The organism is Propionicimonas sp., assembly GCF_049840635.1.
Lineage (GTDB): Bacteria > Actinomycetota > Actinomycetes > Propionibacteriales > Propionibacteriaceae > Propionicimonas.
The window spans coordinates 1,539,808-1,566,753 of sequence record NZ_JASGKL010000005.1 but is presented as its reverse complement, the minus strand read 5'-3'; the positions used below and the strand labels follow the sequence as shown (position 1 = coordinate 1,566,753).

The following is a 26,946-nucleotide window of genomic DNA, read 5'->3' as shown; positions in this document are numbered from 1 at the left end:
CCGGTGTCCCTTCGACCAGGAGTTCCCTTGACCGAGCCCACAGGCACGAACCGCGAACCGTCGGTGGCCGACGTACCCGTCCAGCTCCTCGACCCCACCGGACGCCGCGTGGACCACCCGGACTTCGCCTTCCCCGGCACCGACGCCGAGATCGCCGCCCACCTGCGCGACATGGTGCTCACCCGCCGCATCGACACCGAGGCGACCGCCCTGCAGCGCAAGGGCGAGTTGGGCCTGTGGCCGCCGTCGCTGGGGCACGAGGCCGCGCAGATCGGCTCCGTCCGCGCCACCCGCGACCCCGACCTGGTGGTGCCGTACTACCGCGAGCACGGCGTCGCCTGGTGCAAGGGCGTCGACCCCGTCGACATCCTCTCGACCTTCCGCGGCACCGGATCGATGGACTGGCCGTCCCGCCCCGACAACCTCCACCTCTACTCGTTCGTGATCGGCACCCAGACCCTGCACGCCGTGGGGATGGCGATGGCGCTCCAGCGGGACGGGCTGGTCGGAAACGACGACCCGGCGGCGAACGCGGCCGCGATCGTCTACTTCGGCGACGGCTCCACCAGCCAGGGGGACGTGAACGAGGCCTTCGTCTTCGCCGCCTCCTGCGACGCCCCGGTCGTGTTCTTCTGCGTGAACAACCAGTACGCGATCAGCGAGCCCACCGTCCTGCAGGCCCGCGTCCCGCTCTACCGGCGCGCGCAGGGCTTCGGCTTCCCGGGCGTCCGCGTGGACGGCAACGACGTCCTCGCCGTCCAGGCCGTCACCGAATGGGCGCTCGACCACGCCCGCCGCGGCCTCGGCCCCGTCCTGGTCGAGGCGTACACCTACCGGATGGGCGCCCACACCACGTCCGACGACCCCACCAAGTACCGCCTCGACGCCGAGGTGGAGGAGTGGCTGGCCAAGGACCCGATCGAGCGGGTCAGGACCTACCTCCTGGCGACGGGGGCGATCGACCAGGCCTGGCTGGACGGGCTCGCTGCCGAGTCGGACGCCCTCGCCGAGCGCCTGCGCGCGGGGTGCGTCGCCCTCCCGGAGCCGGACCTCGCCGACTATTTCGGACTCGTCCACGCCCGCACCACCGAACACCTGCTCGCCCAGCGCGAGGCGTACCTCGCCTACGAGTCGTCCTTCGAGGAGGCCTGATGAGCACCCAGACCGAGGCGGCGCCCGCCGTCGAGCAGGCGACCAGGACGCTCACGATGGTCAAGGCCATCAACGCCGGCCTGCGCCGTGCGCTGGCCGAGAACCCGAAGGTGCTGCTCGCCGGCGAGGACATCGGCCCGCTCGGTGGCGTCTTCCGTGCGACCGAGGGACTCCAGGCCGAGTTCGGCCCGGACCGGGTGATCGACTCCCCGCTCGCCGAATCGGGCATCGTGGGGACGGCGATCGGCCTGGCCCTGCGCGGCTACCGTCCGGTCGTCGAGATCCAGTTCGACGGCTTCGTGTTCCCGGCGTTCGACCAGATCGTCACCCAGGTCGCCAAGATGCGGTTCCGCTCGCACGGACGCCTCGGCGTCCCGATGGTGATCCGGATCCCCTACGCCGGCGGCATCGGCGCGATCGAGCACCACAGCGAGTCGCCGGAGGCCTACTTCGCGCACACCCCGGGGCTGAAGGTCGTCACGCCGGCCACGTCCTCGGACGCCTACTGGATGATCCAGCAGGCCATCGCGGACGACGACCCGGTGATCTTCCTCGAGCCCAAGCGGCGGTACCACGAGAAGGGCGAGGTGGACACGGCCGCCGCCCCCGCCCTCGACCTGTACGCCGCGCGGGTCGCGAAGCCCGGCACGGACGCGACCCTGATCGCCTATGGGCCGATGGTCCGCACCTGCCTGGACGCGGCCGCCGCCGCTGCGCAGGACGGCCGCAACCTCGAGGTGATCGACCTCCGCTCGCTCTCCCCGCTCGACGACGCCGTCGTGTTCGCGTCCGTCCGGCGCACCGGGCACGCCGTCGTCGTCCACGAGGCGCCGGGGACGCTGGGCATGGGCGCGGAGCTCGCCGCCCGGATCCAGGAGCAGTGCTTCTACGACCTGCAGGCTCCCGTGCTGCGCGTCACCGGCTACGACCTGCCCTACCCGCCCAGCCGGGTGGAGGACCGCTACCTTCCCGATCTCGACCGCGTCCTCGACGCCGTCGACCGTTCGCTGGCCCACTGAGGAGCGCAGATGCACGAGTTCAAGCTGCCCGACCCCGGCGAGGGCCTGCTCGAGGCCGACATCGTGTCGTGGAAGGTGGCCGTCGGCGACACCGTCGCGGTCAACGACGTCCTCGTCGAGATCGAGACGGCCAAGTCGCTGGTCGAACTGCCCTCGCCGTACGCGGGGGTGATCGCGGAGATCCTCGTCGCCGAGGGCCGCACGGTCGATGTGGGGACGCCGATCATCCGGATCGCCGACACTGCCGACGAGGCCGCCGCGCCCGCGGCGTCCGTGCCCTCGGCGGCGCCGGCGGCCGCCGGTGCGCCGACCAGCGCTCCTGCCGGGGCCGCCCCGGTACCCGCAGGTGAGTCGCGCGAGGCCTTCCTCGTCGGCTACGGCGCCCGGTCGGGAGCGGTGAGCCGGCGCCAGCGGAAGGCCGCGCCGGAGGCCGCCGCGCCGGCCCGTCCCGCCGCGCCCGCAGCCCCGGTTCGCCCGGCTCCCGCCGCTCCGGCCGCCCGGACGGTGTCCGCGCCGAGCCCGGTCTCGGCGTCCAGCTCGGCCTCCGCGCCGAGCCCCGCGTCCGCGTCCAGCCCCTCGCCCGCACCCGCTGCGCCGCGCGCCAAGCCGCCCGTCCGCCGGGTGGCCAGGGACCTCGGGATCGACCTCGCCGCCGTCCAGCCGACCGGGCCCGGGGGGACGGTGACCATCGACGACGTGGTCGCCGCAGCCGGGGGGACGGGGGAGAAGCGGATCCCGCTGAAGGGCGTCCGCAAGCAGATGTTCCGCTCGATGACGGCGTCGCTGGCCGTCCCGCAGGCGACCGCCTTCGTCGAGGTGGACGTGACCGCGACGATGGAGCTGATCGACACCCTCAAGCGCCGCCGCGACTTCACCGGCCTGAAGATCTCGCCGCTGGCGATCTTCGCCAAGGCCGCCTGCCTGGCGATCGAGCGGGTGCCGGAGATCAACTCCAGCTACGACGCCGAACGCGACGAGGTCGTCCTGCACGACGACGTGAACCTCGGGATCGCCGCGGCCACCCCGCGCGGCCTGCTCGTGCCGAACATCAAGGCCGCGGACAAGCTCAACCTGCTCGAACTGACCGCAGCGATCAACGAGCTGGTGCCGCTGGCCCGGACGGGCAAGGTGCCTCCGTCCGCCCTCAGCGGCGGGACGTTCTCGATCACCAACGTCGGTGTGTTCGGGGTGGACGGCGGCACGCCGATCCCCAACACCGGCGAAGCGGCGATCATGTGCCTGGGCACGATCCTGCGCAAGCCGTGGGTGGTCGGCACGGGCGAGAACGAGCACATCGAGCCGCGGAGCGTCTGCACGGTGACGATCACCTTCGACCACCGCCTCGTCGACGGCGAGATGGGCTCGAAGTTCCTCGCCGACGTGTCCACGATCATGTCCGACCCTGCGCTGGCGCTCCTCTTCTGAGGCCGCTCGCCGAGGCGCGTCCTCGGCTCGCCGGCCGACCCCGTCCCACGAGCCCCGCCCGTTGCGTGTGCTCCCGAAGGGCGGCCTTGCTCCCCGAACTCCGGGAGCAAGGCCGCCTTTCGGGAGCAAACCGGGGGTGGGACGGCTGGCTCAGTCGGGACGGCCGGCCGCGTCGGCGGTGTCCCAGGGGCCCTGGCCGGGGTAGCGCAGCAGGCCACGGTCGAACTCGTCCCACACCGCGCGCAGTTCGGCCACGAGTTCGGGGTGCTCGGCGGAGAGGTCGGCCTTCTCGCGGCCGTCGGTCGTGACGTCGAACAGGCGATAGGTCGGCCCCTTGGCGCCGAAGAGGCGGGCGAACCAGCCCTTCGGCTCGCGGTCTACCAGCAGCTTGTAGCGTCCTCGCCGCACCGCACCCTGCTCCCGCGTGCGCCACAGGAGGTCCCGCTGGGGGGCCTCGGCGCCGTCCACCAACCACGACAGCAGGGACGTGCCGTCCAACGGGTGGGTGTCAGCCGGCCGCACGCCGGCCGCCTCCAGGATCGTGGCCGTCCAGTCGAAGGTCGAGTTCGGCAGGTCGCTCACCTGGCCGGCGTTGACGCCGTCCGGCCAGCGCACGATCAGCGGCACCCGGATCCCGCCTTCCTCGAGGTCGCCCTTCTCGCCCACGAACGGCCACAGGAAGGCGTACCGCTCCCCGCCGTTGTCCGAGGCGAAGACGACCACGGTGCTGTCGCGCAGCCCCTGGTCGTCCAGGGCCTGCAGCACCTCGCCCACGCCCGCGTCGAGGGCGGCCACCATCTCCCGGTACTTCGCCAGCGACCCGCCCTCCGGGTGGAACAGGGCCCGCAACGCAGCCATCCGGTCGCCGGGGTTGGTCGGGGTGATGCTCGCGCTCAACTCACGGTCGTCGGGTCCCTCCCACGGCCAGTGCGGTGCGGTGAAGTTCACCTGCAGGTAGAACGGCTGGTCTCCCACCGAGCGGACGTAGTCGGCCGCGTGCCTGCTGACGATCTGCGTGTAGTAGCCGTCCTCCGCGGTCGGCTCCTCCCCGTCCCACAGGTCCGGCAGGCCCGCGGTGTCGTAGTGGCCGAAGTAGTCCACGGCGCCGTCGAGGTTGCCGTAGAAGGTCTCGAAGCCCGCCTTCACCGGGCTGAACCACGGCATCCACCCGCAGTGCCACTTGCCGATCATCGCCGTGCGATAGCCCGCGTCCTTCAGCAGGGAGGGCAGCGTCGGGTGGTCGGCGGGGATGCCGTGTTCGGCGTCTCTCGTGCCCAGCGGCTCCTCGAGGCCGGCGGTGAGGCGGCCGGGGTAGCGACCGGTGTACAGCCCGATCCGGGTGGGGGAGCACGTGGCCGAGGTGGCGTACCCGTGGGTGAAGCGGACGCCGTCGCGGGCGAGCTGGTCGAGCACGGGTGTCTCGTTGTGCAGGGAGCCGTAGCAGCCCAGGTCCCCCCAGCCGAGGTCGTCGGCGAGGATGAAGACCACGTTGGGGCGGGTCGGGCGCGCCCCTCCGCGCGCGGCGAACGCACTTTCCGGCTGCTGCCAGGCCGCGCGGCGGTCGTGCAGGGGCGGGACGGCGGAGACGGTCATTCAGGCACCTTTCACCAGGGCGGGGGCGCGGACGAGGTCGAGCACCTCGCCGCGGAGTTGGGCGAACCGGGGGTCGGACTTGGTCGCGTGCTGTTCGCGTGGTTGGGGCAGCGGGACGTCCACGATCCGGCTCACCACCGAGGGCGGCGGGGTCAGCACCACGACCCGGTCGGACAGGTAGACGGCCTCGTCGACGTCGTGCGTGACGAAGACGATGGTCACCCCGAAGCGGTCACGCAGGGGGAGCACGAGATCCTCCAGGTCCATCCGGGTCTGGGCGTCCACGGACGCGAACGGCTCGTCCATCAGGAGGAGTTCGGGCTCGTAGGCGATCGCGCGGGCGATCGCGACCCGCTGCTGCATGCCGCCGGACAGCTCGCGCGGGTGGGCGCGCTCGCGTCCGCCCAGACCGACCGCGTCGAGGGCCTCGCGCGCCCTGGCGACCGCTTCGGGTCGGGGGAGCCCCTTCGACCGCAACGGGAACGTGACGTTGCCGAGCACGCTGAGCCACGGCAGCAGGGACCGGCTGTAGTCCTGGAAGACGAAGCCGACCTCCTTCGGAGGCTCGCCGTTCACGAGCTGCCCCGCAACCTCCGCGCGCCCCGCGCTCGGCTCGAGCAGGCCGGCGATGATGCGCAGGACGGTCGTCTTGCCCGCGCCCGACGGACCGACGATGGCGACGACCTCGCCGCGCTCGACCTCGAAGCTCACCCCGGAGAGAGCGACGTGGTCGCCCTTCTCGGAGACGTAGGTCTTGTGCAGGCCGCTCACCCGCACGATGGGAGTGCTCACTTGGTTCCTCCAGGACTGGCCAGCGGCAGCCCGAGGCGGGCGGTCAGCCGGCGTTCGACGGCCATGAAGCCGAGGTTGAACAGGACGCCCAGCCCCGCGAGCAGGACGATGCCCGCCCACATCCGCGCGTACGCGAACTCCTGCTGGGCGAGCAGGGTGACGGCCCCGATGCCGTGGGACGCGCCGACCATCTCACCGACGACCATCACCAGCAGTGCGGACGAGAGGCCGACTCGCGCTGCGGCCAGGATGTGGGTGGACGCTGCGGGCACGATCACCTGGAACGTCCGCCGGAGCCGGGGGATCCGGTAGACCCGGACGAGGTCGAGCAGGACGGGATCCGTGCTGCGCACGCCGTCCGCGGTGTTGATCACCGCGACGAAGAACACCGAGAGGGCGATCACGGCCTGCTGCATCTGGGCGCCGACGCCGAACACGATCAGGAACACCGGGAGCAGCGCTACTGTCGGCAGGGTGAGTCCGAACGACACCAGCGGCTGGATGATGGCGCGTGCGACGGGGACCCGGCCGAGGACCAGCCCCACCACGAGGCCGAGGGTGAGCCCGGAGACGTAGCCCACCGCGAGGTTCGCGAGGCTGGGCAGCACGTCGCGCGTGAGGCCCTCGCCGAACCACAGCTCGTTCGCTGCGGCCGCGATCGTCCCGAGTGGGGGGAAGTACGGGTTGCGGCCGGACGTGGCCACGGCCTGGTAGCCGGCCAGGGCGAGCGCCGGCACCACGAGGGGGACGAGGACGCGCGCCCACAGCCGGTCGACGACCGGGGTGCGGGGGGTTTCGACGGCGCTCACCGGCCCGCCCTCTCCCACGGCAGCAGGACGTGCTGGAGGCGTCCGAAGACCCACGAGATCAGCAGTCCGACCAGGCCTGTGACGATCGTGATCGCGTAGACGCGCTCGATGTTGTTGCCGCTCTGCGCGACGGCGAGGATGGACCCGAGGCCGCGCTCGCCGCCGACGAGTTCGGTCATGATCGAGACGCCGAACGTGATGCTGGCGGCCAGCCGGAGGCCACTGAGGATGACCGGGGCCGCGGCGGGGATGCGGATCAGGAAGAGGCGGCGAACCGGGTCGATCCGGAAGCTGCGGGCCATGTCCAGCACCATCGGGTCCACGGCGCGGATGCCGTAGCTGGTCTGGATCAGCAGCGGCCACAGCGCACCCTGGAGGACCAGGGCCAGCTTGAAGCCCAGACCGCCACCGATGACGAGGATCGCGATGGGCAGCACCACGATCGGCGGGATGGGGCGCACCGCGTCGATGGTGGCGCCGAAGATCCGGCGCAGCCACGCGCTCTCGGCCAGCGCGAGCCCGAACGGCACCGCGATCAGCAGGGCGAGGAGCAGCCCCAGGCCGGCGGAACCCAGCGTGTGGCCGAGCGTGACCCAGAAGCCGGGCAGGGCGAGCAGGGTCACCATGTCGGCGAGGGTGGCGCTCAGCGTCGGGACGGCAGACGTCCCCAGCAGGCCCGCCCGCACGGTCAGTTCCCAGAGGGCCCCCGCTCCCAGGATCCCGATCAGACCGAGCAGGCCGGTCCTCAGGCCTCCGGACGCGCTGGCGACGCGCGCCCGCCGCGCGGCGCCACCCAGGCGGGCGGCGCCGACGGCGTCGGAGGTGGCAGTGCTCACTGGCCCAGGAAGGTGTTGATGTCGATGTCGGTGGTGATCCAGCCGAACTTCTTCATCGCCGCGAGCAGCGGCTCGAAGTCGGCGGCCGTGACTGACGTGTCGATCTTGTCGAGGCGGATCGTGGCGGCGTCCTCGCTGGACAGGCCGCTGAGCGTGGCGCCGGCGGCCCGGACGTCGTCGAGGTGCTCGTTGCCGTAGGCGATCGACTTCTCCAGCCCGGCGCGGAACCGGCTGATCAGGTCCGCCTTGGAGGTCAGGGTGTTCGCGGAGGTGAAGATCCCGCCGGACGGTGTCCCTTCGGCGAAGGCCGCGGTGGCCGCGTCCCCGAGGTTGCGCACCTTGTTCGACTGCGTCTTCAGCGCCTGGGTGAGGTACGGCTCGAGGGCGAGACCGGCGTCCAGCTTCCCGGAGGCGACGTTGTCGGCGATCTGGTTGAACGGCAGCGGGACGAGCTCGAGGGTGCTCGGGTCACCGCCCTCGGACGCGATCGCCGCCTGGACCCACAGCACGCCGAAGGATCGCGGCGCGTTGGTGCCGAACTTCGTCCCGGCGAGGTCCTTCCACGAGGTGATGGGGGAGTCCTTCGCGACCAGGATGCCGCCGTTGGTGCCCTTCGGACCGATGTCTCCGAGGTGCTCGACCAGGCGGAGGTCCTGACCGCCGGCGAGGGCGACCAGCGGCGGGGCGTAGGCGGTGTAGCCGAGGTCGTACTGCCCGGCCACCAGCCCGGTGATGACGTTGGGGCCGCTGTCCACAGGCGTGACCTCGAGCTGGAGGCCCTCCGCCGAGAAGTAGCCCTGCTGCTCGCCGATGGTGAGGAACCCGAGCTCGAGGGTGGGGACAATGCCGATCTTGACGGTCTGGAGGCCGGCGCCGGCCGGTGAGGCGCTGCTCCTGGTGCCGGACCCGTCGTCCGCGCTGGCTGTCGAGCAGCCGACCAGGGCCAGGGCAGAGAGGGCGAGGGTGCCGCCCAGGAAGTTCCTGCGAGTGAAGCTGTCGGTCATTGGCTGTTCTCTTCCGTACGGGTTCTCGATGCCGGTGCCGAGCGGCGTGGCAGGTAGGACAGTAGCGCGATTACCTATGAATCCCACCAATACACTCGGAAATAGTCCACATCGTGTCGCGCACACGGCGAATACTCGTGCTGGGTGTATTCGTCCGCCCCACCCCGGGCTTCAGCCCGCGGTCTTCTCCGCGTCCGCCACGTCTGTCATCCGGGGCTTGACCGGGTATCTCCGTGGCGCTCGCTGGCGGGCGCGTCCGTGGTCTCCGTCTTCGCGGGGATGACAAGGGGTGGAGTGCCGGGAAGCCGATCAGGCGGGCGGGCTGGGCGGGTTTTGGATCGTCATGATGTCGGCGGGGGTGTGGCCGGTGCGGATGAGGTGGGCCATGGTTTCGATGGTGGGTTGGGTGTGGGTGAAGAAGTGGTAGTAGCCGGCGCACAGGTAGTTGAGGCCGGGTTGGCCGTCGGGGGTGGTGGTGAAGCGGTCTTTGGGGCAGCCGCCGTTGCAGGCCCAGCGGACGGGGCATTGTTGGCATTGGGTGGGCAGGGTGGTGCGTTTGTCGCGGCCGAATTGGCGTTGTTGGGGCAGGGTGACCAGTTCGGTGAGGGTGTGTTGGGCGAGGTTGCCCAGGCGGTAGTCGGGTTCGACGTAGTGGTCGCAGGAGTAGACGTCGCCGGTGTGTTCGGTGGCGATCGCGGTGCCGCATTCGGGGGCGTGGACGCACAGGGAGTACTGGCCGAACACGGCGCCGAGGGTGACGTCGAAGTGTTGGACGAACACGGTCCCGACGTCGCGGGTGACCCATTCGTCGAAGATGGTGGCCAGGAAGGTGCCCCATTGGTGGGGGCGGACGGTGCGGCTGGTGACCTGGTCACCGGTTTGTCGGTACAGGATGTGGTGGCCGGTGGGGTCGCGGTAGCCGTGTTCGGCTTCGGTTTCGTGGCCGGTCTCGACGCGTTCGACGATCGGGATGAACTGCAGGTAGCGGGCGCCGAGCTCGTCGCGGAAGTGGCGGTACACCTGGAGCGGGTGGTCGGCGTTCGCGGTGTTCACGGTGCACAGGATGTTGGTGTCCACCCCGTGCGCGGCGAGGAGGTCCCAGCCGCGGCGGACCTGGGTGTAGGTGCCGCGGCCGGCCTTGTTCACCCGGTAGGCGTCGTGCAGCGGTTCGGGCCCGTCCATCGACAGCCCGACCAGGAACCGGTGCTCGGCCAGGAACTCGGCCCACTCCTGGTCCAGCAGGGTGCCGTTGGTCTGGATCGCGTGCTGCACCCGCTGGCCCGGGCGCCGATACTGCTCGGACAGCCGGACCGCTTCCCGGAAGAACCCCAGCCCGCGCATCGTCGGTTCCCCACCCTGCCAGCCGATCGTCACCTCCCCGTCCGGCTGGGAGTCCAGATACGACCGCACGAACCGCTCCAACACCTCCGCGCTCATCCGCTGCGAATCCTGCCCCCACAACACCTCCTTGGACAGGAAGAAGCAATACGAACAATCCAGATTGCACGCCGCCCCCGTCGGCTTCGCCAACACCGAAAACGGCAACCGCACAGAACGCGGTGAGCGGGTGGTCTCAGGCATGGGCGGCCGTTCGGAGAGTTGAGGGGCGTAGCCGTGGTCCGGGGCGGACGCGGTCGCGTGGCGTCCAGTGTGCCTCAGGAGCACGCGAATCGTCCCACCCGTTGCGTCTGCTCCCGAAAGGCGGCCTTGCTCCCGGAATTCGGGGAGCAAGGCCGTCTTTCGGGAGCAAACCGGGTGGTCACGTCGGGCCGGCGGCGACGGACGGGCCCGGCGGTGAACGAGCGGGGTCCTAGAGTTCTGCGGGTGACCACGCGAGCGGACGTCCTCCTCCCCGTCAGCCACCTCACCGACGCCCTGTCGGCCGGCGCGCAGCTGCTCGACGTCCGCTGGACGCTCGGCGAGCGACCCGGCACCGGCTACGAGCAGTACGTGGCCGGGCACATCCCCGGGGCGCTGTTCCTCGATCTCGAGGGCGTCCTCACCGGACCGCTGGACGACCCGGAGTCGGGCCGCCACCCGCTGCCGGACGCGCACCGGCTCGGCGTCGGCCTGGGCCTGCTGGGGATCGACCCCGCTCGTCCGGTGGTCGTCTACGACGTCCCCGGGTCCTTCGCCGCGGGTCGCGCGTGGTGGGTGCTGCGCTGGGCCGGACTGGACGTCCGCGTGCTCGACGGCGGGCTGACGGCGTGGCTGGCCGCGCGCCAGGACCTCGAGACCGGCGCGCCCGACCTCGCCCCCGCGGCACCGCTCAGACTGACCACCGGCCACCTGCCCACGCTGGACGCGGACGAGGTGGCTGCCTTCGACGGGGTCCTGATCGACGTCCGCGCCCCCGAGCGGTTCCGGGGGGAGGTCGAGCCGATCGACGCCCGTGCCGGCCACATCCCGGGCGCGGTCAACCGGCCGGTCTCCCGCCTGTGGGACGCGGACGGCCTGCTCCCGTCCCGGCACGAACTGGAGGAGCGGCTGGTGCTGCCGCAGGACACCGCGAGCGTGGCGGTCTACTGCGGGTCGGGGGTGTCGGCAGCCCAGACCGTGCTGGCGCTGGCCAGCCTCGGTGTGGACGCCGCCCTCTACGCGCCGTCGTGGTCGGGCTGGTCGAGCGACCCGGAGCGTCCGGTCGAGACCGGGGACGCCCGATGACCGTCGGTGCGTCCAGCGTCGCGACCACCCGCCTCGACCACATCCGGGCCAATCTCGCCGCGATCCGGCAGCGCGTCGGCGACCGCCTGGTGCTCGCCGCGGTGAAGGCGGACGCGTACGGCCACGGCGCCGTCGAGGTGTCGCGCATGATCGAGCGCACGGGCGCGGCCGACTGGCTGGGGGTGGCCACGGTCGGCGAGGGTCTGGAACTGCGCACGGCGGGGATCACCATGCCGATCCTGAAGCTGTCGGTGGCCCGCGGTGAGGAGGTGCGCGCGGCCGTCGCCGCCGGGCTGACCCTCTGCGTGACCGACGCCGCGTCGATCGAGGAGGCGGCCGCGGCCGCGTCCGCCCTGGGCACGACGGCGAGCCTGCACCTGAAGGTCGACACCGGCATGCGGCGGATCGGGTGTGAGCCCGCGGAGGCCCCTGCGCTCGCCCGGCTCGCCGACGCCACGGACGGCGTCCGCCTCGACGGGCTGTTCTCGCACCTGCCGATCTCCGACTCCCCGCGCGGGGCCGCGTTCACGTCCGACCAGATCAGCCTGTTCCGGGAGACCGCGGCGGCGGTGGAGGCCGTGCACGGCCCGCTGCTGAAGCACCTCGCAAACTCCGGGGCGGTGCTCGGCCACCCCGACGCGTGGTTCGACCTCGTCCGCCCCGGGATCATCCTCTACGGCGCGTACCCCGACCCCGAGGCCGAGCGGACGCTCGTCCTGCAGCCCGGTCTGGAGTGGCGCACGCGGGTGACGTTCACCAAGCAGGTCCGCGCGGGCGAGACCGTGGGCTACGGGCGCACGTGGACGGCGCCGCGGGACACGTGGATCGGCACCGTCCCGGTCGGCTACGGGGACGGGTACTCGCGGCTGCTGTCGAACCGTGGCCGGATGCTGGTCGGCGGACGCAGCTACCCGATCGCAGGCCGGGTCTGCATGGACCAGACCATGCTGGACCTCGGCCCGGACACCGACGTGGCCGTCGCCGACGAGGTGGTGCTGGTCGGACGCAGCGGCGCCGAGGAGATCACCGCGTCCGAGATCGCCGAGGTGATGGGCACGATCCCCTACGAGGTGACCTGCCTGATCACCCGCCGGGTCGCCCGCGACGCCGTTCCGCCGGAGCCGATCGCCTCCTGAGCGGTCCACACGGTCACTCGCGGGGGATGGACGCCTGGTGCCGGGCGACGAACTCGCGGCGCGCGTAGCCGGCGAGCCCGAAGGTGAGCCAGCCGTCGACCGCCGCGCCGACGCCGCCGCCGACCAGCGGGATCCGCCGGACCACGACCACGGCGAGGTGCTTGCCGCCCATCCGTCCGGCCAACGAGCCCATCACCCGTTCGCTGATCAGCCGCTCGAGCGCGGGGTCGAACATCGGGGCGGTCGCAATGGCCAGGGGCGAGGTCGGCAGGCGTCCGTCCGCGACGAGCTTGCGGACCTCGTCGTCGCCGAGCATCGCCAGCGTGAGGGCCGCCCGGACGCGCCGGTCGGACACGTCGTAGCCGCGCAGGTGGGCGATCGACCCGATCATGCGGACGCTCAGCACCGCCATCCCCGCGATGTTGGCCGGCAGCCCCACCGGCAGCGTGATCAGGCCGCCGACGCTGGTCACGAAGCCCTGCGCGGACGCCATGCCCACGTGGTAGGTGACGAGCCCGTCGATCGCGGCCTCCCGCTCGCCGCGGGACTGCAGGAACCGGGCAGCGGTGGCCTTCGCGCCGGGGAACGCCGAACTGCCGTCGAGCGCGAAGTCGACGATGCTGCGCAGCAGGCCGCCGGCCACCTCGGGCGTGCGGGTGACCAGTTGCTTGCCGAAGTCGGACGCCGCGTTGGCCATCGGGTTCCTCTCGCTGTCAGGCTCCCAGCGTAGGCGCGCACCGGTGGTGGGGGCATGGGGGCTCTTCCCCCATCCACCCCCGATCCGACCCGGGCCGATCCGGGGCGTTGTCGGGGCAGGCTGGCACAATCGGCACATGGCACGGCGTCCGGGCATCTTCGGGCCGTCGTCGGGCTGGCCCGCGCAGGACATGATCGCGTTCTCGGCGGAGTTCGACGAGGCCCTGGTGCTGGCCGCCTACACCGAGGGCGTCTTCCCGATGCCGCTGCACGAGTCGGGCTTCGGGCAGATGGGCTGGTGGTCGCCGCTGTCCCGCGGCGTGCTCCCGCTGGACGCGCTCCGGGTCACCCGGTCGCTGCGCAAGTCCGCCCGGCACTACACCACCACGGTCGACGCGGCGTTCGCCGACGTGCTCGACCGGTGCGCGGACCCGCGGCGTCCCTTCGGGTGGATCGACGCCGACATCCGCCGCGTCTACACGGCTCTGCACCGGGCCGGGTACGCGCACTCCGTCGAGACCTGGAACGCGGACGGGCGCCTGGTCGGCGGCCTCTACGGGATCTCTCTGGGCGGGATGTTCGCCGGCGAGTCCATGTTCCACGACGCCGAGCTCGGGCGGGACGCGTCCAAGGTCGCTCTCGTGGCTCTGGTCGACGCCCTGTCCGACGAGCACGCGGACGACCGGATCATCGACGTCCAGTGGCAGACCGACCACCTGGCCAGCCTCGGGGTGATCGAGGTGGAGCGCGAGGAGTACCTCGGCCTGCTGGCGGAGTTGTTGACGGTGCCGTCGCCGGTGTGGACGCGAGGAAGGAGGCCGGATGCCTGAACTGCCGGAGGTGGAGGCGCTGCGCGGCTTCCTGACGGGCGCGTGTGTGGGCAAGGTCGTCGCCCGCTCCGAGCTGGTTGCGTTCGCGTGCCTGAAGACGTTCGAACTGCCTTTGAGCGCCCTCAACGGGCTCGAGGTGGACGGGGTCGAGCGCCGCGGCAAGTTCGTCTGCCTCTCCGTCGACGGGCTGTGGCTGGTGTTCCACCTGGCCAGGGGCGGCTGGCTGACCTGGAAGGACGCGATGCCGCAGGCGCCCGCGCGTCCGGGCCGCGGACCGCTGGCGCTGCGGGTGGTGTTCGACGACGACTCCGGCTTCGACCTCACCGAAGCCGGCACCCAGAAGCGGCTCGCCGTGTACGTGGTGAAGACGCTCGAGGACGTCCCCGGCATCGCGACGCTGGGCCCCGACCCGTTGGCGGACGACTTCACGCCCGCGGTGCTGGACGCGATCCTGGCGCGGGCCGGACGCGCGCAGCTGAAGGGGGTCCTGCGCGACCAGCGGATCATCGCCGGCATCGGCAACGCCTACTCCGACGAGATCCTGCACGCCGCCCGGATGAGCCCGTTCAAGCCGTCCAACGGGCTGTCGGACGCCGAGCGGGAGACCCTGTACGCGGCGATCCGCTCCGAACTGGCGGACGCGGTCGCGCGGTCGGCCGGGCTGGCGGCGAAGGAGCTCAAGGGCGACAAGAAGCTGAACCTCCGCGTCCACGGGCGCACCGGCCAGCCCTGCCCGGTGTGCGGCACCACGATCGCGGAGGTGTCGTTCGCCGACAGCTCGCTGCAGTACTGCCCGGGCTGCCAGACCGGAGGGAAGCCGCTGGCCGACCGGCGGCTGTCGCGGCTGCTGAAGTAGCGCGGCGCGACGTGTGAGGTGGCGCGATCTGACGGTGAAGCAGTTTCGCCCGTCCTGCCGGGAGGGGACGTATTGCCCCTGCCGTACGCACCCCGTCCCGGCCTAGGCTGACCCCTGATCGACAAGGGGGGTCATCGTGGACGTCGAGATCGCAGAGGAACGCATCTTCGTCCTCACCGAGCGGTTCAGCCTCGACCACGCCGAGGGCAGGGCCTGGGCGCGACGCGCGGACGCGTTCGGCACCGTCGCCCGGCTCGGCGGCCTGCTGAACCGGTCGGCCTCGGAGGACTACGAGTGCGTGTACCGGGAGCGCCGGCTGCAGCCGTTCTGGCACCTCCACGCCACCGCTGTCGCCGGGTACGAACGAACGCGCACCTACACGGTCGCCGTGTCGCCGAGCGTTCGCAGCGTCCGGATCAGCGGCGAGGACGTGGCGGCCGAAGCCGGCCAGTTCCGCCTGTCCGGCCTGGAGTCGTGCCGCGACGAGACCTCGCGCCAGTACCTGTTCGACGGGCTGTCCCGCGCCGAGAACCCCGCGCTCGCGTCCTACCTGTCCTATCCGGGGACGGTGACGGACGCGGAGGCGCTCGCGGAGGCCGCGCGCGGCGGCATCGTCGTGGTGCCGCCGGAGAACAAGGCGTCCATGCTGGTGCGCGAGGTGATGTCGGCGGCCATCGGCAAGATCGACGCGGACCGGGTGCTGGAGGAGCGGGTCACCGTCGACCTGGTCGACCTCGTCTACCGGCCCGTCTTCGCGTTCCGGTACCGGCACGCCGGCAAGGAGGCCGTGATCGAGTTCGACGGCCTCACCGGTGACATCCGTCCCGACGGCGCCACGTTCGAGCAGTACCTCGGCAAGATCCTCGAGCCCCGCTTCCTGCTGGACGTCGGCGTCGAGGCCGTCAACATCTTCGTCCCGGGCACGCAGCTCGTCCGGATCCTCGCGGAGCAGGGCGTCAAGCAGGCCACCCAACGCCGGGAGGGGTAGGGCCGCTGCGGCGGCGAGCCTCGACCCGGCATCTCCGTCCCGCCCCCTTGTCGTCCGGGGCTTGACCCGGGATCTCCGTCCCGCGCCCTTGTCGTCCGGGGCTTGACCCGGGATCTCCGTCCCGCCCCTGTCGTCCCGGGCTTGACCCGGGATCCCGTGCGGGCGCGGTCGGCTGCGTCGTCGAGATCCCGGCTTTCGCCGGGATGACAGCGTGGGGGCCGCGTCGGTTGCGTCGTGGGTGGCGGCGGCCCGCCCGGCCCTGTCATCCCGGGCTTGACCGGGGATCTCCGTGCGGGCGCGGTCGGCTGTGTCGTCGAGATCCCGGCTTTCGCCGGGATGACGGGTGGGCGGGTCTTGTCGTCCCGGGCTCGACCCGGGATCTCCGGGTGGGTGGGGTCGGCTGTGTCGTTGAGATCCCGGCTTTCGCCGGGATGACAGTGTGGGGGCGCGGTCGGTTGCGTTGTGTGTGGCGGCGGCCCTTCGTGACGGTTCGCTCGCTGCGCTCGCGAACCTCCTCAGGGGCCGTTCAGGTGTCGGTTCGCTCGCGAACCTCTTCGGGCGGGGCAAGGTAACGGTCCGGTCTCGGGTCCGGGCGGGGCCGGATCGGGCGGCGGGCAGCCGGTAGCCTGCTTCTGGGATGAGGTCGAGGCAGGCGATGAGAATCGGGATCGGTGGTGTGGCGGCGCGACTGCGCGCAGTCCTCGCCGCACCCTGGGCCAGGAACGCCCGACTGGGCATCGGGCTGATCATCGCCGGGGCCGTCCTGATCCTCGCGGTCGCGTTCTGCGGCCCGTCCTCCGTCGCCCTCAAGCTCGGGCCACGGGTCAGCTACCTGCCGCCGTGGTACCTGCCGGTCGGCATGGTCGAGCTCAACGAGTGGGTGGCCGTGCCCGTGCTCTGGCTGGCCCTCGCGCTCGGCACGATCGGCCTGTTCATCTGCTGGCGGGCGGTCAACCTCGGCTGGCGTCCGAACAACCGCCGGCTGTTCCTCCTCGGCTCCGTCCTCAGCATCCTGACCTGCCTCGTCCCGCCGATGACGTCCGCCGACGTCCTGATGTACGCCGCGTACGGGCGCCTCCAGGTGCTCGGCCTCGACCCGTACAACATCACCCCCGCGGAGATCTTCCGGCAGGAGTACGACCCCGTCCTGATCTGGACGGAGCGCCCCTGGCAGGACACCCCGAGCGTCTACGGCCCACTGGCGTCGTGGTCGCAGTGGCTGGCCGCGTGGCTGGGCAACGGCAACATGCACGACACCGTCTTCTGGCTGCAGATGTTCGCGCTGCTGCCGTTCCTCGTGATCGGGGCCATCGCGGTCGTCCTCGCCCACGACAACCACAGGATCCAGACGCGGGCGATCCTGTTCACCGTCCTCAACCCGCTGATGATCTGGTCGGTCCTCGCCGGCGCGCACAACGAGGCGTTCACGCTCGTCTTCGCGATCGTGGGGCTGATGTTCATGCGCCGCAGCCCGTTCCTGGCCGGCCTCGGCATCGGGATCGCGGGGACGGTGAAGGTCTCGCTGGTCTTCTACGGCATCGCCATGGCCTGGGGCTACCGGCGCGACTGGCGCAAGCTGTTGCAGCTCGCCGTCGGCGCGGCGATCCCGCTCGCGATCGCGTACGGGCTGGTGGTGCCGCGTGCCCTGCTGGCCGCCGGCCGCAACACCGGCTACATCTCCGCCGGGTCGTGGGCGCCCGCGCTGCAGTGGCTGCTCACGCCCCTGATCGGCGACCTGCCCACCCGCAGCATCATCGGCTGGGCCGGCTGGGTGATGATGGCCATCGTCATCTGGATGCTGTCCCGGGTCATGCCGTGGCGGCACGTCCCCGGCGTCCCCGACGACGAGGACCCGCGCCGAGACCCGCTCACGATCGCCGTCCGGACGGCAGCGATCCTCACCGCCGCCTGGCTGGTGACCTCCCCCTACACGCTCAGCTGGTACGACCTGACCACCTGGGTGCCGCTGGGGCTGATGATGGCGTCGCGGCTGGACGTGATGATGATGTGGCGCGGGTTCTGGCTCTCGGTCGCCTACGTCACCGGACGGTCGGTCCAGTTCAGCGACCAGATGGGCGCCGTCTCCGACTTCGTCCGCAACCAGCTGTGCTCGGGCGCCCAGATCCTCGTCCTCGTCCTGATCGTGCACTGGTGGTGGACGTGGGGTCGCGAGCTGCCGAAGCTCCCCGGCTGGCTGCGGGGGCGGGGACGGACGCGAGAACCGGCCGCCGCGCCACTACGCTGAGCGGGTGCTCGGCTACTTCGGACCCGCGGGGACCTTCACCCACCAGGCGCTGCTGACGATCTCCGCGGACGAGGCGATCGCCTACCCGAGCGTCCCGCAGGCGCTGGACGCGGTGCGCTGCGGCGAGGTCGAGGCAGCGATGGTGCCGATCGAGAACTCGGTCGAGGGCGGGGTGTCCGCGACCCTGGACACCCTGGCCAGCGGTGGCCGGCTGATGATCGCCCGCGAGGTGCTGGTGCCCGTCCAGTTCAACCTCTACGCGCGCCCGGGAACCACCCTCGCCGACGTGCAGCGCGTGATCACCCACCCGCACTCCGCCGCGCAGACCCGGTACTGGACGGCGGCGAACCTGCCGCACGTCGCGGTCACCGAGGGCGGCTCGAACGCCGCGGCCGCGCAGGAGGTGGCCGACCCGGCGTCCCGCTTCGACGCGGCGATCTGCGGGGAGATGGCCGGCGAGCAGTACGGGCTGGTCCCGATCGCGACCGCGATCGCCGACAACCCGTCCGCGGTGACCCGGTTCGTCCTCGTGTCGCGTCCGACCGAGCCACCCGAGCCGACCGGCGCCGACAAGACGACCCTGGTCGCGTACATGCACGCCGACCATTCGGGTGCCCTGCTCGAGATCCTCGAGCAGTTCTCCGGGCGCGGGGTGTCGTTGTGCCGGATCGAGTCGCGTCCGACCAAGACCGGCATGGGCAACTACTGCTTCAGCATCGACGCCGAGGGCCACCTGCGCGACCCGCGCGTCGCCGAGGCGATGCTCGGCCTGCACCGGATCTGTGAGGACGTGATCTTCCTCGGCTCGTACCCGCGGGCCGACGGCGTGCGTCCGGAGGTGGCCCGCGGCTTCACCGACGCCGACTTCGTGGCCGCCCGCGAGTGGTACGCGACCCTCGTCCACCCCGAGGACGACTGACCCTGACCGGGTCGCCAGCGAGGGTGGCGACGGCGGGACGATAGGCTTGGCGACCGTGATCGACCCGAAGCTGCTGCGCACCGACCCTGACCGCATCAAGCGCTCGCAGGAGGCCCGCGGGGAGTCCGCCTCGCTCGTGGACGACCTCGTCGCGGCGGACGAGCGGCGCCGGGCGCTGATCGCGTCCTCGGAGTCGATGCGGGCGGAACAGAAGGAGCTCTCCCGGCAGGTGCCGAAGGCGTCCGTGGAGGAGAAGCCGGCCCTGCTCGCCCGGACGAGGGAGCTCTCCCAGCAGGTGAAGGACGCGGCCGCCGAGGCCGAGGCGGCCAAGCTCACCTTCGACGACCTCATGCTGCGGCTGCCGAACCTCGTCATCGACGGCGTGCCCACCGGCGGCGAGGACGACCTGTACGTCCTGGAGACCGTCGGGACCCCGCGCGACTTCGCCGCCGAGGGGATCGAGGTCAAGGACCACATCGAGATCGCCGAGGGGCTGAAGGCGATCGACATGGAGCGCGGCTCCAAGGTGTCCGGCGCGCGCTTCTACTTCCTCACCGGCGTGGGCGCGCAGCTCGAGTTCGCGCTGCTGAACCTGGCCATGGCGAAGGCCGCCGAGTGGGGCTTCACCCCGATGATCCCGCCGGCGCTGGTGCGTCCGTCCGCCATGGAGGGGACGGGGTTCCTCGGCCAGGCGGCAGAGGACGTGTACTACCTGGAGCGGGACGACCTGTACCTCGTCGGGACGAGCGAGGTCGCGCTGGCCGCCTACCACTCCGAGGAGATCCTGGACGCGACCAGCCTGCCGCGGCAGTACGTCGCGTTCTCGCCCTGCTACCGCCGGGAGGCCGGCTCGTACGGCAAGGACACCAAGGGCATCTTCCGCGTCCACTGGTTCGACAAGGTCGAGATGTTCGTCTACTGCGACCCGGCCGACGCCGAGGCGTGGCACCAGAAGCTGCTCGGCTTCGAGAAGGAGTTCATCAAGCTGCTCGAGATCCCGTTCCAGGTGCTCGACGTCGCGTCCGGCGACCTGGGGCTGTCGGCGGCCCGCAAGTACGACTGCTACGGCTACGTCCCCAGCCAGGGCCGCTACCGCGAGATCACCTCCACCTCGAACTGCACCGAGTTCCAGGCCCGCCGGCTGAACATCCGGATGCGGGACGGGGACAAGGTGAGCTCCCTGGCCACCCTCAACGGGACGCTGTGCTCGATGGCCCGCCCGATCATCATGCTGCTGGAGAACCACCAGCAGGCCGACGGCTCGGTGTACGTGCCGGAGGCGCTGCGGCCCTACCTCGGCGGCCGCGAGTACCTGGCGCCGACCGCCTGACGTCGCCGTCCCGCCACGGACGGGGCGGCGGTTGACGCTGCGTTTACGTGGTCGGCGGATACTGGGCGGCGTCCGAAGGGAGTTCGATGGGTGCCGTCCTGGTCATCGACGACGACCCGCACATCCGCGAGCTCGTGGTCGCGCTGCTCGACCGTGCCGGTTATCCGACCGCGACGGCGGCGGACGGACGGCTCGCGCTGCGCGTCCTCGGCGAGACCCAGGTCGACCTGTGCATCGTCGACGCGATGATGCCGAACCTGGACGGCGTCGAGTTCTGCCGCGCCGCCCGCCGGTACCACCCCGACCTGCCCCTGCTGATGCTGACCGCGAAGGGCCAGCTCGGTGACAAGGCCCGCGGCTTCGACGCCGGCGCCGACGACTACCTGGTCAAGCCGTTCGAGGGCGCGGAGCTGGTCATGCGGGCGAAGGCGCTCCTGCGCCGCTACCGCAAGGTGGTCGAGTCGACCGCGCGTGTCGGACGCCTCGTCCTCGACAACGACAGCCACGTCGCCACGCTGGACGGGCAGCCGGTGGACCTGCCGCTGAAGGAGTTCGCGCTGCTGTTCCTGCTCGCCGCCCACCCGGGACGGACGCTCACCCGCGACTTCATCCTCGACGAGGTGTGGGGCTTCGACTTCGAGGGCAACACCCGCACTCTCGACGTCCACATCAACCGGCTGCGGGACCGCTTCGGGGACGCGAACGGCTTCCGGATCGTCACCGTCCGCGGCCTCGGCTACCGGCTGGAGGAAGGGTGAGCGGCCAGCGGGGACGACCTCGCCGGAGGGAGGGGCGCGAGCCGACCCAGATCGCGCCGTCGCAACTGGAGATGACGCGCAACTTCGTGCTCGGGGCCCTCGCGCTGTCCGCCGGCTGGTGGGTGGCCGAGCTGGTCTTCCGGGTCACGGGTCGACCGCCGGCGCTGCTGGCCTTCTGGGTCTCGATCGTGCTCGGCGTCCTGCTCGCCGGCATTGTCGCGGCGATCATCGGGCGGGCGACCGGCCGGTGGGAGGACGAGCCGGAGCGCGTCTGGGCTGAGTTGCAGGACGCCATCGACCGGATCTCGCACGGCGACTTCTCCGTCCGGATCCGTGCGCCGCGCGGGCGGGGGCTCTCAGAGGTCGTGGAGGCGGTGAACAACATGGCCACGGGACTGGGCAACGTCGAGCAGCAGCGACAGGAGTTCATCTCCAACGTCTCCCACGAGCTCCAGTCGCCGCTGACCTCGATCGGGGGCTTCGCCGCACTCCTTCGCGAGCCGGGCATCGACGAGGAGACCCGGCTCCACTACCTGGACGTGATCACCGCGGAGGCCGGCCGACTGTCCCGGCTGAGCGACAACCTGCTGCGCCTGTCCGCCCTCGACAGCGCCGACGGCATCGAGCGCGCCGAGGTCCGGGTGGACGAGCAGCTCCGCAGCGTCGTGCTGATGCTCGAGCCGCAGTGGGTGGACAAGGGCCTCGACGTCGAGCTGGGCGCGGTGCCGGTGGTGGTCGCGGCGGACGCCGACATGCTGCACCAGGTGTGGATCAACCTCGTCAACAACGCGATCCGGTACACCTCCGCGGGCGGCCGGGTGCGGATCTCCGTCGGGCAGGACGCCGAGGGCTGCCGGGTCACGGTGGCCGACACCGGCGTCGGGATCGACGCCGACGACCTGCCGCGGGTGTTCGAACGGTTCTTCCGCGCCGACAAGGCCCGATCCGGCGAGGGCAGCGGGCTCGGGCTGTCGCTGGTCAAGCGGGTGGTCGACCTGCACGGCGGCACGGTCGCGGTCCGCAGCGAGCCCGGGGTCGGTTCGACGTTCACCGTCACGCTCCCCGTCCCCGTTTACATTCCGTTGTCACGCGGTTGATGGTGGGTTGACCTCCCCTCCGCAGACTGGCGTCAACACGCAGACGCAAGGAGGACGGTCATGGCACCGGTGATCGAGGTCCACGACCTCGTCAAGCAGTACAAGAAGGCGGAGCGCCCCGCAGTCGACGGGGTGAGCTTCAGTGTCGCCGAGGGCGAGTTCTTCGCGTTCCTCGGCCCCAACGGGGCCGGCAAGACGACCACGATCTCGATCCTGACGACGACGCTCAGCCTGACGTCCGGCAGCGTCCGGATCGCCGGGTACGACGTCGAGACCCAGGACCGGCACGTGCGCGAGCACATCGGCGTGATCGCCCAGCGGCCGAGCCTGGACCGCTCGTTGACCGCCGAGGAGAACATCCGCATCCACGCCTGCCTCTACGGCCTGTTCGGCTACCGGCCGACGTACCGGATGATGCCGCCCGCCTACCGCGACCGCGTCGAGATGCTGGCGGAGGTCGTCGGCATGCGGGACTCCCTGTTCACGAAGGTGGGCAAGCTGTCCGGGGGTATGGCGCGCAAGTTCGAGGTCGTCCGCTCGCTGATGCACACCCCGCACGTCCTGTTCCTCGACGAGCCCACCCAGGGCCTGGACGCCGTGGCCCGCCACGATCTGTGGGACTACCTCGACCGCGTCCGCCGCGAGTGGGGGACGACGGTGTTCCTGACCACCCACTACATCGACGAGGCCGAGGCGGCCGACACCGTGTGCCTGATCAACCGGGGACGGATCGCCCTGTGCTATCCGCCGGAGCAGATGAAGGCCGACCTCGGCGCGGCCAGCCTCGAGGACGCCTACGTCGACTTCCTTCGCCGCGACGGCGCCGACCACCTGGACGCCCTCGACCTGGAGCGGGGGGCGGCCTGATGAGCACCGTCACCCTGAATGCCGGCACCGTCCGTCCGCTCACGTCGCGGTTCGCCCGCGAGCTGAACGCCGTCGCGGCCGTCGCCGCCCGCGACATCACGATCACCCTGAAGAGCCCGGGCACGCTGGTGCTGAGCCTGGTCATGCCGCTGATGATGATGGGCATGATCGGCGGCAACCTGATGCAGAACATGACCGGCGGCCTCGGCTTCGACTTCGGCACGTTCATGCTGGTCGGGATGCTGATCAACATGCTGTTCATGATGACCACGATGGGCATGGTCACCCTGGTCGACGACAGCGACGACAACTACTCCGCCGAACTGCTGGTCTCCCCCGTCTCGCGGTACTCGATCGTGATCGGGAAGATCCTCGGGTCGTCGCTCGCCGCCATCGTCTCCTGCCTGGGTGTGCTCGTGGTCGGCCTGGTGATGGGCATCACCCTGGCGCCCTGGCAGCTGCTGGCCCTGCTCGCGCTGGCCCCGCTGATGTGCCTGTCCGGCGGTGCCCTGGCGATGATCGTGATGGGCACGATCAAGAGCAACAAGATGGCCAACATGGCGGTGATGATGATCACGATGCCGCAGATGTTCCTGTCCGGGGTGATCATCCCGATCGGCAACTCGTCCGGCGTCCTGTGGCTGCTCAGCCGGATCCTGCCGATGACCTACTGCGTCGACCTGGGTCGTGCGGTGGTGTACGCCGGGACGCCGGACTACGCCTCCGTCGTCCTGTTCAACCCGGTGGTCAGCCTGTTCGCGATCGTCGCCCTGACCGCGATCTGCCTGGTCGTCGGCACCTGGCTCTACGCCCGCTCGGAGAAGGACCGCTGACCTCCTCGCAGGTCGGGGGAACGCTGGGGACGGTTCCTATCGTGCCGCGGACGCGAAAGCGGCACGATAGGAACCGTCCCCAGCGTGCCGCGCGAGGTGTTCGCGGCGGGTTCACCTCGTTGTCACCGGGGCGCGCTACCCTCGAAGACATATGAACAACAGTGAACTGGCGGCCTGGAGGCCGCGAGTGGTGGCACTGGACATCGACGGGACGCTCGTCGATCACGAGGGAGTGCTACCCACCGAAGTACGCCGATCGGTTCGGCGAGTCACGGCGGCCGGGGTTCCGGTCGTCCTCACGACGGGACGCAGCTGGCATGCCACGCGTCCGGTCTTCGAACAGCTGGGGCTCCCTTCGGGGCCGGCTGTGTCCTCCAACGGCGCGGTGACGGTCGCGTTCCCGCCGTTCGAATTGCGCAACGTCATCACCTTCAACCCGGCCGACGTCATCGAGCGAGTCCTGCGTGAGCACCCGAGCGCGGCGATCGCCGCGGAGGTGGTCGGAGAGGGCTACCGGGTCACCCGGCAGTTCCCGGACGGCGACCTCACCGGCACGATCGAGGCGGTGACCGTAGACGAACTCGCCGGTAGCGACGTCTCCCGGATCATCGTGCGCGACCCGGAGTCCTCCGACACCGAGTTCATCGAGCTCGCCGGACGCCTCGGGCTGCACGGCGTGAGCTACTCGGTCGGCTGGAGCGCCTGGCTCGACATCGCCCCCGCGGGCGTCAACAAGGCCACCGCGCTGGCCGAGGTGGTGGCCGACCTCGGCTTCACTGCCGCGGACGTGCTGGCCATCGGCGACGGCCGCAACGACATCGAGATGCTGGGCTGGGCCGGACGCGGAGTCGCCGTCGGCGACGCCTGCGCCGAGGTCCGGGCGGCCGCCGACCACGTCACCGGCTGCTTCGCCGAGCGCGGGACCGCGCAGGAGCTCGACCGCTGGTTCGGCGTCCGGCGCGCGAGTCGGCGCGTCCCGGAGCCGAGCCGGCTCGCGTCCTGAGCCACGGGCCGGCGTCCGCTCCCCCTAGGGTGGGGGCGTGGACGCCGGGTTCCTGACACCGCGACTCTCCGTCCGTCGGTTCCTGCCCACGGACGGGCCCGGCCTGCACGCGTACCTCTCCCGCCCGGAGGCGGTGGCGTTCGAGCCCTACCCGGTGCAGTCGGCGGACGCCTGCGAACGGCTGGCCGCCGAGCGTGCGCGGGACCCCGACTTCTGGGCCGTCTGTCTTGGCGACGTCCTCATCGGCAACCTCTACCTGCATCCCGAGGAGCCGGTGGCCTGGCGGACCTGGGAACTCGGGTACGTCTTCCACCCCGACCACTGGGGACGTGGCTACGCACACGAGTCGGCGGCCGCGCTGCTCGACCGATGTTTCGCGCAGGGTGCGCACCGTGTCGTCGCCCATTGCGACCCGGCCAACCCGGCGTCGTGGCGGTTGCTGGAACGGCTCGGCCTGCGCAGGGAGGGCCACCTGCGCCAGAACGCGAGCTTCGCCTCCGACGCCGAGGGCCGACCGGTGTGGAAGGACACGTACCCGTACGCGGTGCTCGCCTCCGAGTGGCCGCAGTCCGCCGACCGGGTCCGGACGCACGGCCACGCGGCCCCGCTCTCGCCCTGACGCGTCGCCGGAGCACTACCCTGAATCGGTACAACGAGGGAGGGGGTCGACGTGGTGCAGCCGTACCTGCGTGAGCCGGAGTTCATCACGCAGCTGAAGGACGGCACGGTCAAGCAGCTGAACCCGTTCAGCGGCACCGAGGTGTGGACGGTGGCCGGGCGCGGCAACCGTCCGCTCGGCGTCGCGCTGCCCGACCCGGTGCCGCTCGACCCCGCCCAGCACGGCCGGCACTGCGCGTTCTGCGAGCGGCGCTACCTGGACACCCCGCCGGAGAAGTCCCGGGTCATCCGCCACGACGACGGCGGCTGGGAGACTCGCTACCGCACGTCCGCCGACCAGCTCGAGGCGACCGTCGCCGAGTTCCGCCGCGTCCCCAACCTGTTCGAGATCCTCTCCTACGACTACTGGCACCTGAACTACGGCTACGAACTCCCCTCCCGGGTGCGGGAGCGCAAGACCGCCTACCTCGCCTCGGACGCCGGCCGTGACCACGTGCTCGCCGTGGTCCGCGCCAAGCTGAAGGCGGGCGGACGCAGCGACGCCGTCATTGACGCGATGGGCGTCGAGGGGCAGCTGGAGGCGGCGTCCGGCTTCTTCGGCGGCGGGCACGACGTGATCGTCGCCCGCCGGCACTTCGTGGACGGGGCCACCGACAACACCCAGCTGGCGTCCTCCGGGACGCTGACGCCGGAGGAGCACGAGCACTTCATGGCGTTCACCGTGGAGTCGACCGCCGCGCTGTTCGACCTCAACCGGTACGCCCGGTACGTGGCGGTGTTCCAGAACTGGCTGCGTCCGGCCGGGGCGTCGTTCGACCACCTGCACAAGCAACTCGTGGCGATCGACGAGCGCGGCACGCAGCACGAGCAGGCGATGGAGCGGCTGCGGGCCAACGCCAACATCTACAACGAGTACGGGGTGAACTACGCCGCGTACAAGAACCTTGTGATCGCGGAGAACGACCACGCGATCGCGTTCGCGGGCTTCGGCCACCGCTACCCGACGATCGAGATCTACTCCAAGTCCGAGGCCCCCGACCCGTGGAACCACACCCCGGAGGAACTCCGGGCGATGTCGGACATGGTGCACGCCATGCACGCCGCGTCCGGGGTGGCGGTGCCGTGCAACGAGGAGTGGCACTACCGTCCGGTCGACTCCGACCTGCCGATGCCGTGGCGCGTGATGCTGAAGTGGCGGGTCTCGACCGTGGCCGGCTTCGAGGGCGCGACGAAGATCTACCTCAACACCATCGACCCCTACGCGCTGCGCGACCGGATCGTGCCGCAGCTGTACGCGCTGCGCGACGAGGGACGCATCGCGGCCATGAAGATCGCCACCGAGGCGCCGTGCCGTCCCAACCCGCTGCGGTACCGCGCCAACCGGACGTAGGGCCGGCTGACTGCGTGACGCGATCCGGCCACCGACGCCCCGGGATGCGCCATCAGGGACAGGTGGGACGCAAGGAGTGGCGGGAT

25 protein-coding genes are annotated in these 26,946 nt (G+C 71.2%); 18 read left to right on the top strand and 7 right to left on the bottom strand.

The window, feature by feature from the left end:
* Positions 1-27: 27 nt before the first annotated feature.
* From QM779_RS12930 to QM779_RS12920, 3 genes are read left to right on the top strand one after another with little or no spacing between them, the layout of a single operon-like run.
* A complete protein-coding gene (locus QM779_RS12930) occupies positions 28-1,152 on the top strand; it encodes a thiamine pyrophosphate-dependent dehydrogenase E1 component subunit alpha (RefSeq protein WP_428535850.1) in 1,125 nt (374 codons plus the stop codon).
* Complete coding sequence (locus QM779_RS12925; protein ID WP_428535848.1) at positions 1,152-2,171, top strand: alpha-ketoacid dehydrogenase subunit beta; 1,020 nt, start codon at positions 1,152-1,154, stop codon at positions 2,169-2,171. Before QM779_RS12930 ends, QM779_RS12925 begins: the two co-directional genes overlap by 1 nt.
* Positions 2,172-2,180: 9 nt before the next feature.
* Positions 2,181-3,596 carry a dihydrolipoamide acetyltransferase family protein gene (locus QM779_RS12920; RefSeq protein ID WP_428535846.1) on the top strand — a complete coding sequence of 472 codons (1,416 nt, stop codon included), beginning with the start codon at positions 2,181-2,183 and terminating at the stop codon, positions 3,594-3,596.
* Positions 3,597-3,746: 150 nt separating this feature from the next.
* On the opposite strand, the gene QM779_RS12915 is transcribed toward QM779_RS12920, so the two are convergent.
* The 6 genes from QM779_RS12915 to QM779_RS12890 all read right to left on the bottom strand — a co-directional run bounded on the left by QM779_RS12915 (position 3,747) and on the right by QM779_RS12890 (position 10,211).
* Positions 3,747-5,189 (bottom strand): sulfatase family protein, encoded by a 1,443-nt coding sequence (locus QM779_RS12915; protein ID WP_428535844.1) that lies wholly within the window; start codon positions 5,187-5,189, stop codon positions 3,747-3,749.
* Positions 5,190-5,981: an ABC transporter ATP-binding protein gene (locus tag QM779_RS12910; RefSeq protein WP_428535842.1), complete on the bottom strand. Its 792-nt coding sequence runs from the start codon at positions 5,979-5,981 to the stop codon at positions 5,190-5,192. It abuts the gene before it with no gap.
* Entirely contained in the window at positions 5,978-6,790 is an 813-nt protein-coding gene (locus QM779_RS12905; RefSeq protein ID WP_428535840.1) for an ABC transporter permease, read from the bottom strand. The genes QM779_RS12910 and QM779_RS12905 overlap by 4 nt, the downstream gene beginning before the upstream one ends.
* On the bottom strand, positions 6,787-7,626 hold the full coding sequence (locus QM779_RS12900) for an ABC transporter permease (RefSeq protein WP_428535838.1): 840 nt from the start codon (positions 7,624-7,626) through the stop codon (positions 6,787-6,789). The genes QM779_RS12905 and QM779_RS12900 overlap by 4 nt, the downstream gene beginning before the upstream one ends.
* A complete protein-coding gene (locus QM779_RS12895) occupies positions 7,623-8,630 on the bottom strand; it encodes an ABC transporter substrate-binding protein (RefSeq protein WP_428535836.1) in 1,008 nt (335 codons plus the stop codon). Before QM779_RS12895 ends, QM779_RS12900 begins: the two co-directional genes overlap by 4 nt.
* A gap of 309 nt (positions 8,631-8,939) precedes the next feature.
* The gene (locus tag QM779_RS12890; RefSeq protein ID WP_428535834.1) at positions 8,940-10,211 is read right to left on the bottom strand and encodes an anaerobic sulfatase maturase; all 1,272 of its coding nucleotides are present in this window, start codon (positions 10,209-10,211) and stop codon (positions 8,940-8,942) included.
* 243 nt (positions 10,212-10,454) lie between these two features.
* Between QM779_RS12890 and QM779_RS12885 the strand changes: the two genes are divergently transcribed.
* Together QM779_RS12885 and alr are read left to right on the top strand one after the other, a co-directional pair.
* Positions 10,455-11,294: a sulfurtransferase gene (locus tag QM779_RS12885; protein WP_428535832.1), complete on the top strand. Its 840-nt coding sequence runs from the start codon at positions 10,455-10,457 to the stop codon at positions 11,292-11,294.
* On the top strand, positions 11,291-12,430 hold the full coding sequence (gene alr, locus QM779_RS12880; protein WP_428535830.1) for an alanine racemase: 1,140 nt from the start codon (positions 11,291-11,293) through the stop codon (positions 12,428-12,430). The genes QM779_RS12885 and alr overlap by 4 nt, the downstream gene beginning before the upstream one ends.
* Positions 12,431-12,443: 13 nt before the next feature.
* Here alr and QM779_RS12875 read toward each other — a convergent pair whose 3' ends face one another.
* Entirely contained in the window at positions 12,444-13,127 is a 684-nt protein-coding gene (locus tag QM779_RS12875) for a hypothetical protein (protein ID WP_428535828.1), read from the bottom strand.
* Positions 13,128-13,263: 136 nt separating this feature from the next.
* Here QM779_RS12875 and aat point away from each other — a divergent pair, with 136 nt between their 5' ends.
* The 13 genes from aat to QM779_RS12810 all read left to right on the top strand — a co-directional run bounded on the left by aat (position 13,264) and on the right by QM779_RS12810 (position 26,860).
* A complete protein-coding gene (aat, locus tag QM779_RS12870) occupies positions 13,264-13,956 on the top strand; it encodes a leucyl/phenylalanyl-tRNA--protein transferase (RefSeq protein ID WP_428535826.1) in 693 nt (230 codons plus the stop codon).
* Entirely contained in the window at positions 13,949-14,812 is an 864-nt protein-coding gene (locus QM779_RS12865; RefSeq protein WP_428535824.1) for an Fpg/Nei family DNA glycosylase, read from the top strand. The genes aat and QM779_RS12865 overlap by 8 nt, the downstream gene beginning before the upstream one ends.
* Positions 14,813-14,948: 136 nt before the next feature.
* Complete coding sequence (locus tag QM779_RS12860; protein ID WP_428535822.1) at positions 14,949-15,800, top strand: hypothetical protein; 852 nt, start codon at positions 14,949-14,951, stop codon at positions 15,798-15,800.
* Positions 15,801-16,437: 637 nt separating this feature from the next.
* Positions 16,438-18,045, top strand: a complete 1,608-nt coding sequence (gene mptB / locus QM779_RS12855; RefSeq protein WP_428535820.1) for a polyprenol phosphomannose-dependent alpha 1,6 mannosyltransferase MptB — start codon at positions 16,438-16,440, stop codon at positions 18,043-18,045.
* A gap of 4 nt (positions 18,046-18,049) precedes the next feature.
* Entirely contained in the window at positions 18,050-18,964 is a 915-nt protein-coding gene (pheA, locus tag QM779_RS12850) for a prephenate dehydratase (RefSeq protein WP_428535818.1), read from the top strand.
* Between the two features lie 55 nt (positions 18,965-19,019).
* Positions 19,020-20,294, top strand: a complete 1,275-nt coding sequence (gene serS / locus QM779_RS12845; RefSeq protein WP_428535816.1) for a serine--tRNA ligase — start codon at positions 19,020-19,022, stop codon at positions 20,292-20,294.
* Between the two features lie 86 nt (positions 20,295-20,380).
* Positions 20,381-21,052, top strand: a complete 672-nt coding sequence (locus tag QM779_RS12840; protein WP_428535814.1) for a response regulator transcription factor — start codon at positions 20,381-20,383, stop codon at positions 21,050-21,052.
* A gap of 71 nt (positions 21,053-21,123) precedes the next feature.
* A complete protein-coding gene (locus QM779_RS12835) occupies positions 21,124-22,149 on the top strand; it encodes a sensor histidine kinase (protein ID WP_428535812.1) in 1,026 nt (341 codons plus the stop codon).
* A gap of 60 nt (positions 22,150-22,209) precedes the next feature.
* On the top strand, positions 22,210-23,016 hold the full coding sequence (locus QM779_RS12830; RefSeq protein WP_428535810.1) for an ABC transporter ATP-binding protein: 807 nt from the start codon (positions 22,210-22,212) through the stop codon (positions 23,014-23,016).
* Entirely contained in the window at positions 23,016-23,849 is an 834-nt protein-coding gene (locus QM779_RS12825; protein WP_428535808.1) for an ABC transporter permease, read from the top strand. Before QM779_RS12830 ends, QM779_RS12825 begins: the two co-directional genes overlap by 1 nt.
* A gap of 151 nt (positions 23,850-24,000) precedes the next feature.
* Positions 24,001-24,852 carry an HAD family hydrolase gene (locus tag QM779_RS12820; protein ID WP_428535806.1) on the top strand — a complete coding sequence of 284 codons (852 nt, stop codon included), beginning with the start codon at positions 24,001-24,003 and terminating at the stop codon, positions 24,850-24,852.
* Positions 24,853-24,889: 37 nt separating this feature from the next.
* Entirely contained in the window at positions 24,890-25,471 is a 582-nt protein-coding gene (locus QM779_RS12815; RefSeq protein WP_428535804.1) for a GNAT family N-acetyltransferase, read from the top strand.
* A gap of 51 nt (positions 25,472-25,522) precedes the next feature.
* Positions 25,523-26,860, top strand: coding sequence for a DUF4921 family protein (locus tag QM779_RS12810; protein WP_428535802.1), 1,338 nt, complete (start codon positions 25,523-25,525; stop codon positions 26,858-26,860).
* Positions 26,861-26,946 lie beyond the last annotated feature (86 nt).

Bases quoted from the DNA above. Each gene is read 5' to 3' on its own strand.
- QM779_RS12925 (WP_428535848.1), top strand. From the start codon at position 1,152: ATGAGCACCCAGACCGAGGCGGCGCCCGCCGTCGAGCAGGCGACCAGG.
- QM779_RS12920 (WP_428535846.1), top strand. From the start codon at position 2,181: ATGCACGAGTTCAAGCTGCCCGACCCCGGCGAGGGCCTGCTCGAGGCC.
- QM779_RS12915 (WP_428535844.1), bottom strand. From the start codon at position 5,189: ATGACCGTCTCCGCCGTCCCGCCCCTGCACGACCGCCGCGCGGCCTGG.
- QM779_RS12895 (WP_428535836.1), bottom strand. From the start codon at position 8,630: ATGACCGACAGCTTCACTCGCAGGAACTTCCTGGGCGGCACCCTCGCC.
- QM779_RS12890 (WP_428535834.1), bottom strand. From the start codon at position 10,211: ATGCCTGAGACCACCCGCTCACCGCGTTCTGTGCGGTTGCCGTTTTCG.
- alr (WP_428535830.1), top strand. From the start codon at position 11,291: ATGACCGTCGGTGCGTCCAGCGTCGCGACCACCCGCCTCGACCACATC.
- QM779_RS12875 (WP_428535828.1), bottom strand. From the start codon at position 13,127: ATGGCCAACGCGGCGTCCGACTTCGGCAAGCAACTGGTCACCCGCACG.
- aat (WP_428535826.1), top strand. From the start codon at position 13,264: ATGGCACGGCGTCCGGGCATCTTCGGGCCGTCGTCGGGCTGGCCCGCG.
- QM779_RS12865 (WP_428535824.1), top strand. From the start codon at position 13,949: ATGCCTGAACTGCCGGAGGTGGAGGCGCTGCGCGGCTTCCTGACGGGC.
- mptB (WP_428535820.1), top strand. From the start codon at position 16,438: ATGAGGTCGAGGCAGGCGATGAGAATCGGGATCGGTGGTGTGGCGGCG.
- QM779_RS12840 (WP_428535814.1), top strand. From the start codon at position 20,381: ATGGGTGCCGTCCTGGTCATCGACGACGACCCGCACATCCGCGAGCTC.
- QM779_RS12835 (WP_428535812.1), top strand. From the start codon at position 21,124: ATGACGCGCAACTTCGTGCTCGGGGCCCTCGCGCTGTCCGCCGGCTGG.
- QM779_RS12830 (WP_428535810.1), top strand. From the start codon at position 22,210: ATGGCACCGGTGATCGAGGTCCACGACCTCGTCAAGCAGTACAAGAAG.
- QM779_RS12825 (WP_428535808.1), top strand. From the start codon at position 23,016: ATGAGCACCGTCACCCTGAATGCCGGCACCGTCCGTCCGCTCACGTCG.
- QM779_RS12820 (WP_428535806.1), top strand. From the start codon at position 24,001: ATGAACAACAGTGAACTGGCGGCCTGGAGGCCGCGAGTGGTGGCACTG.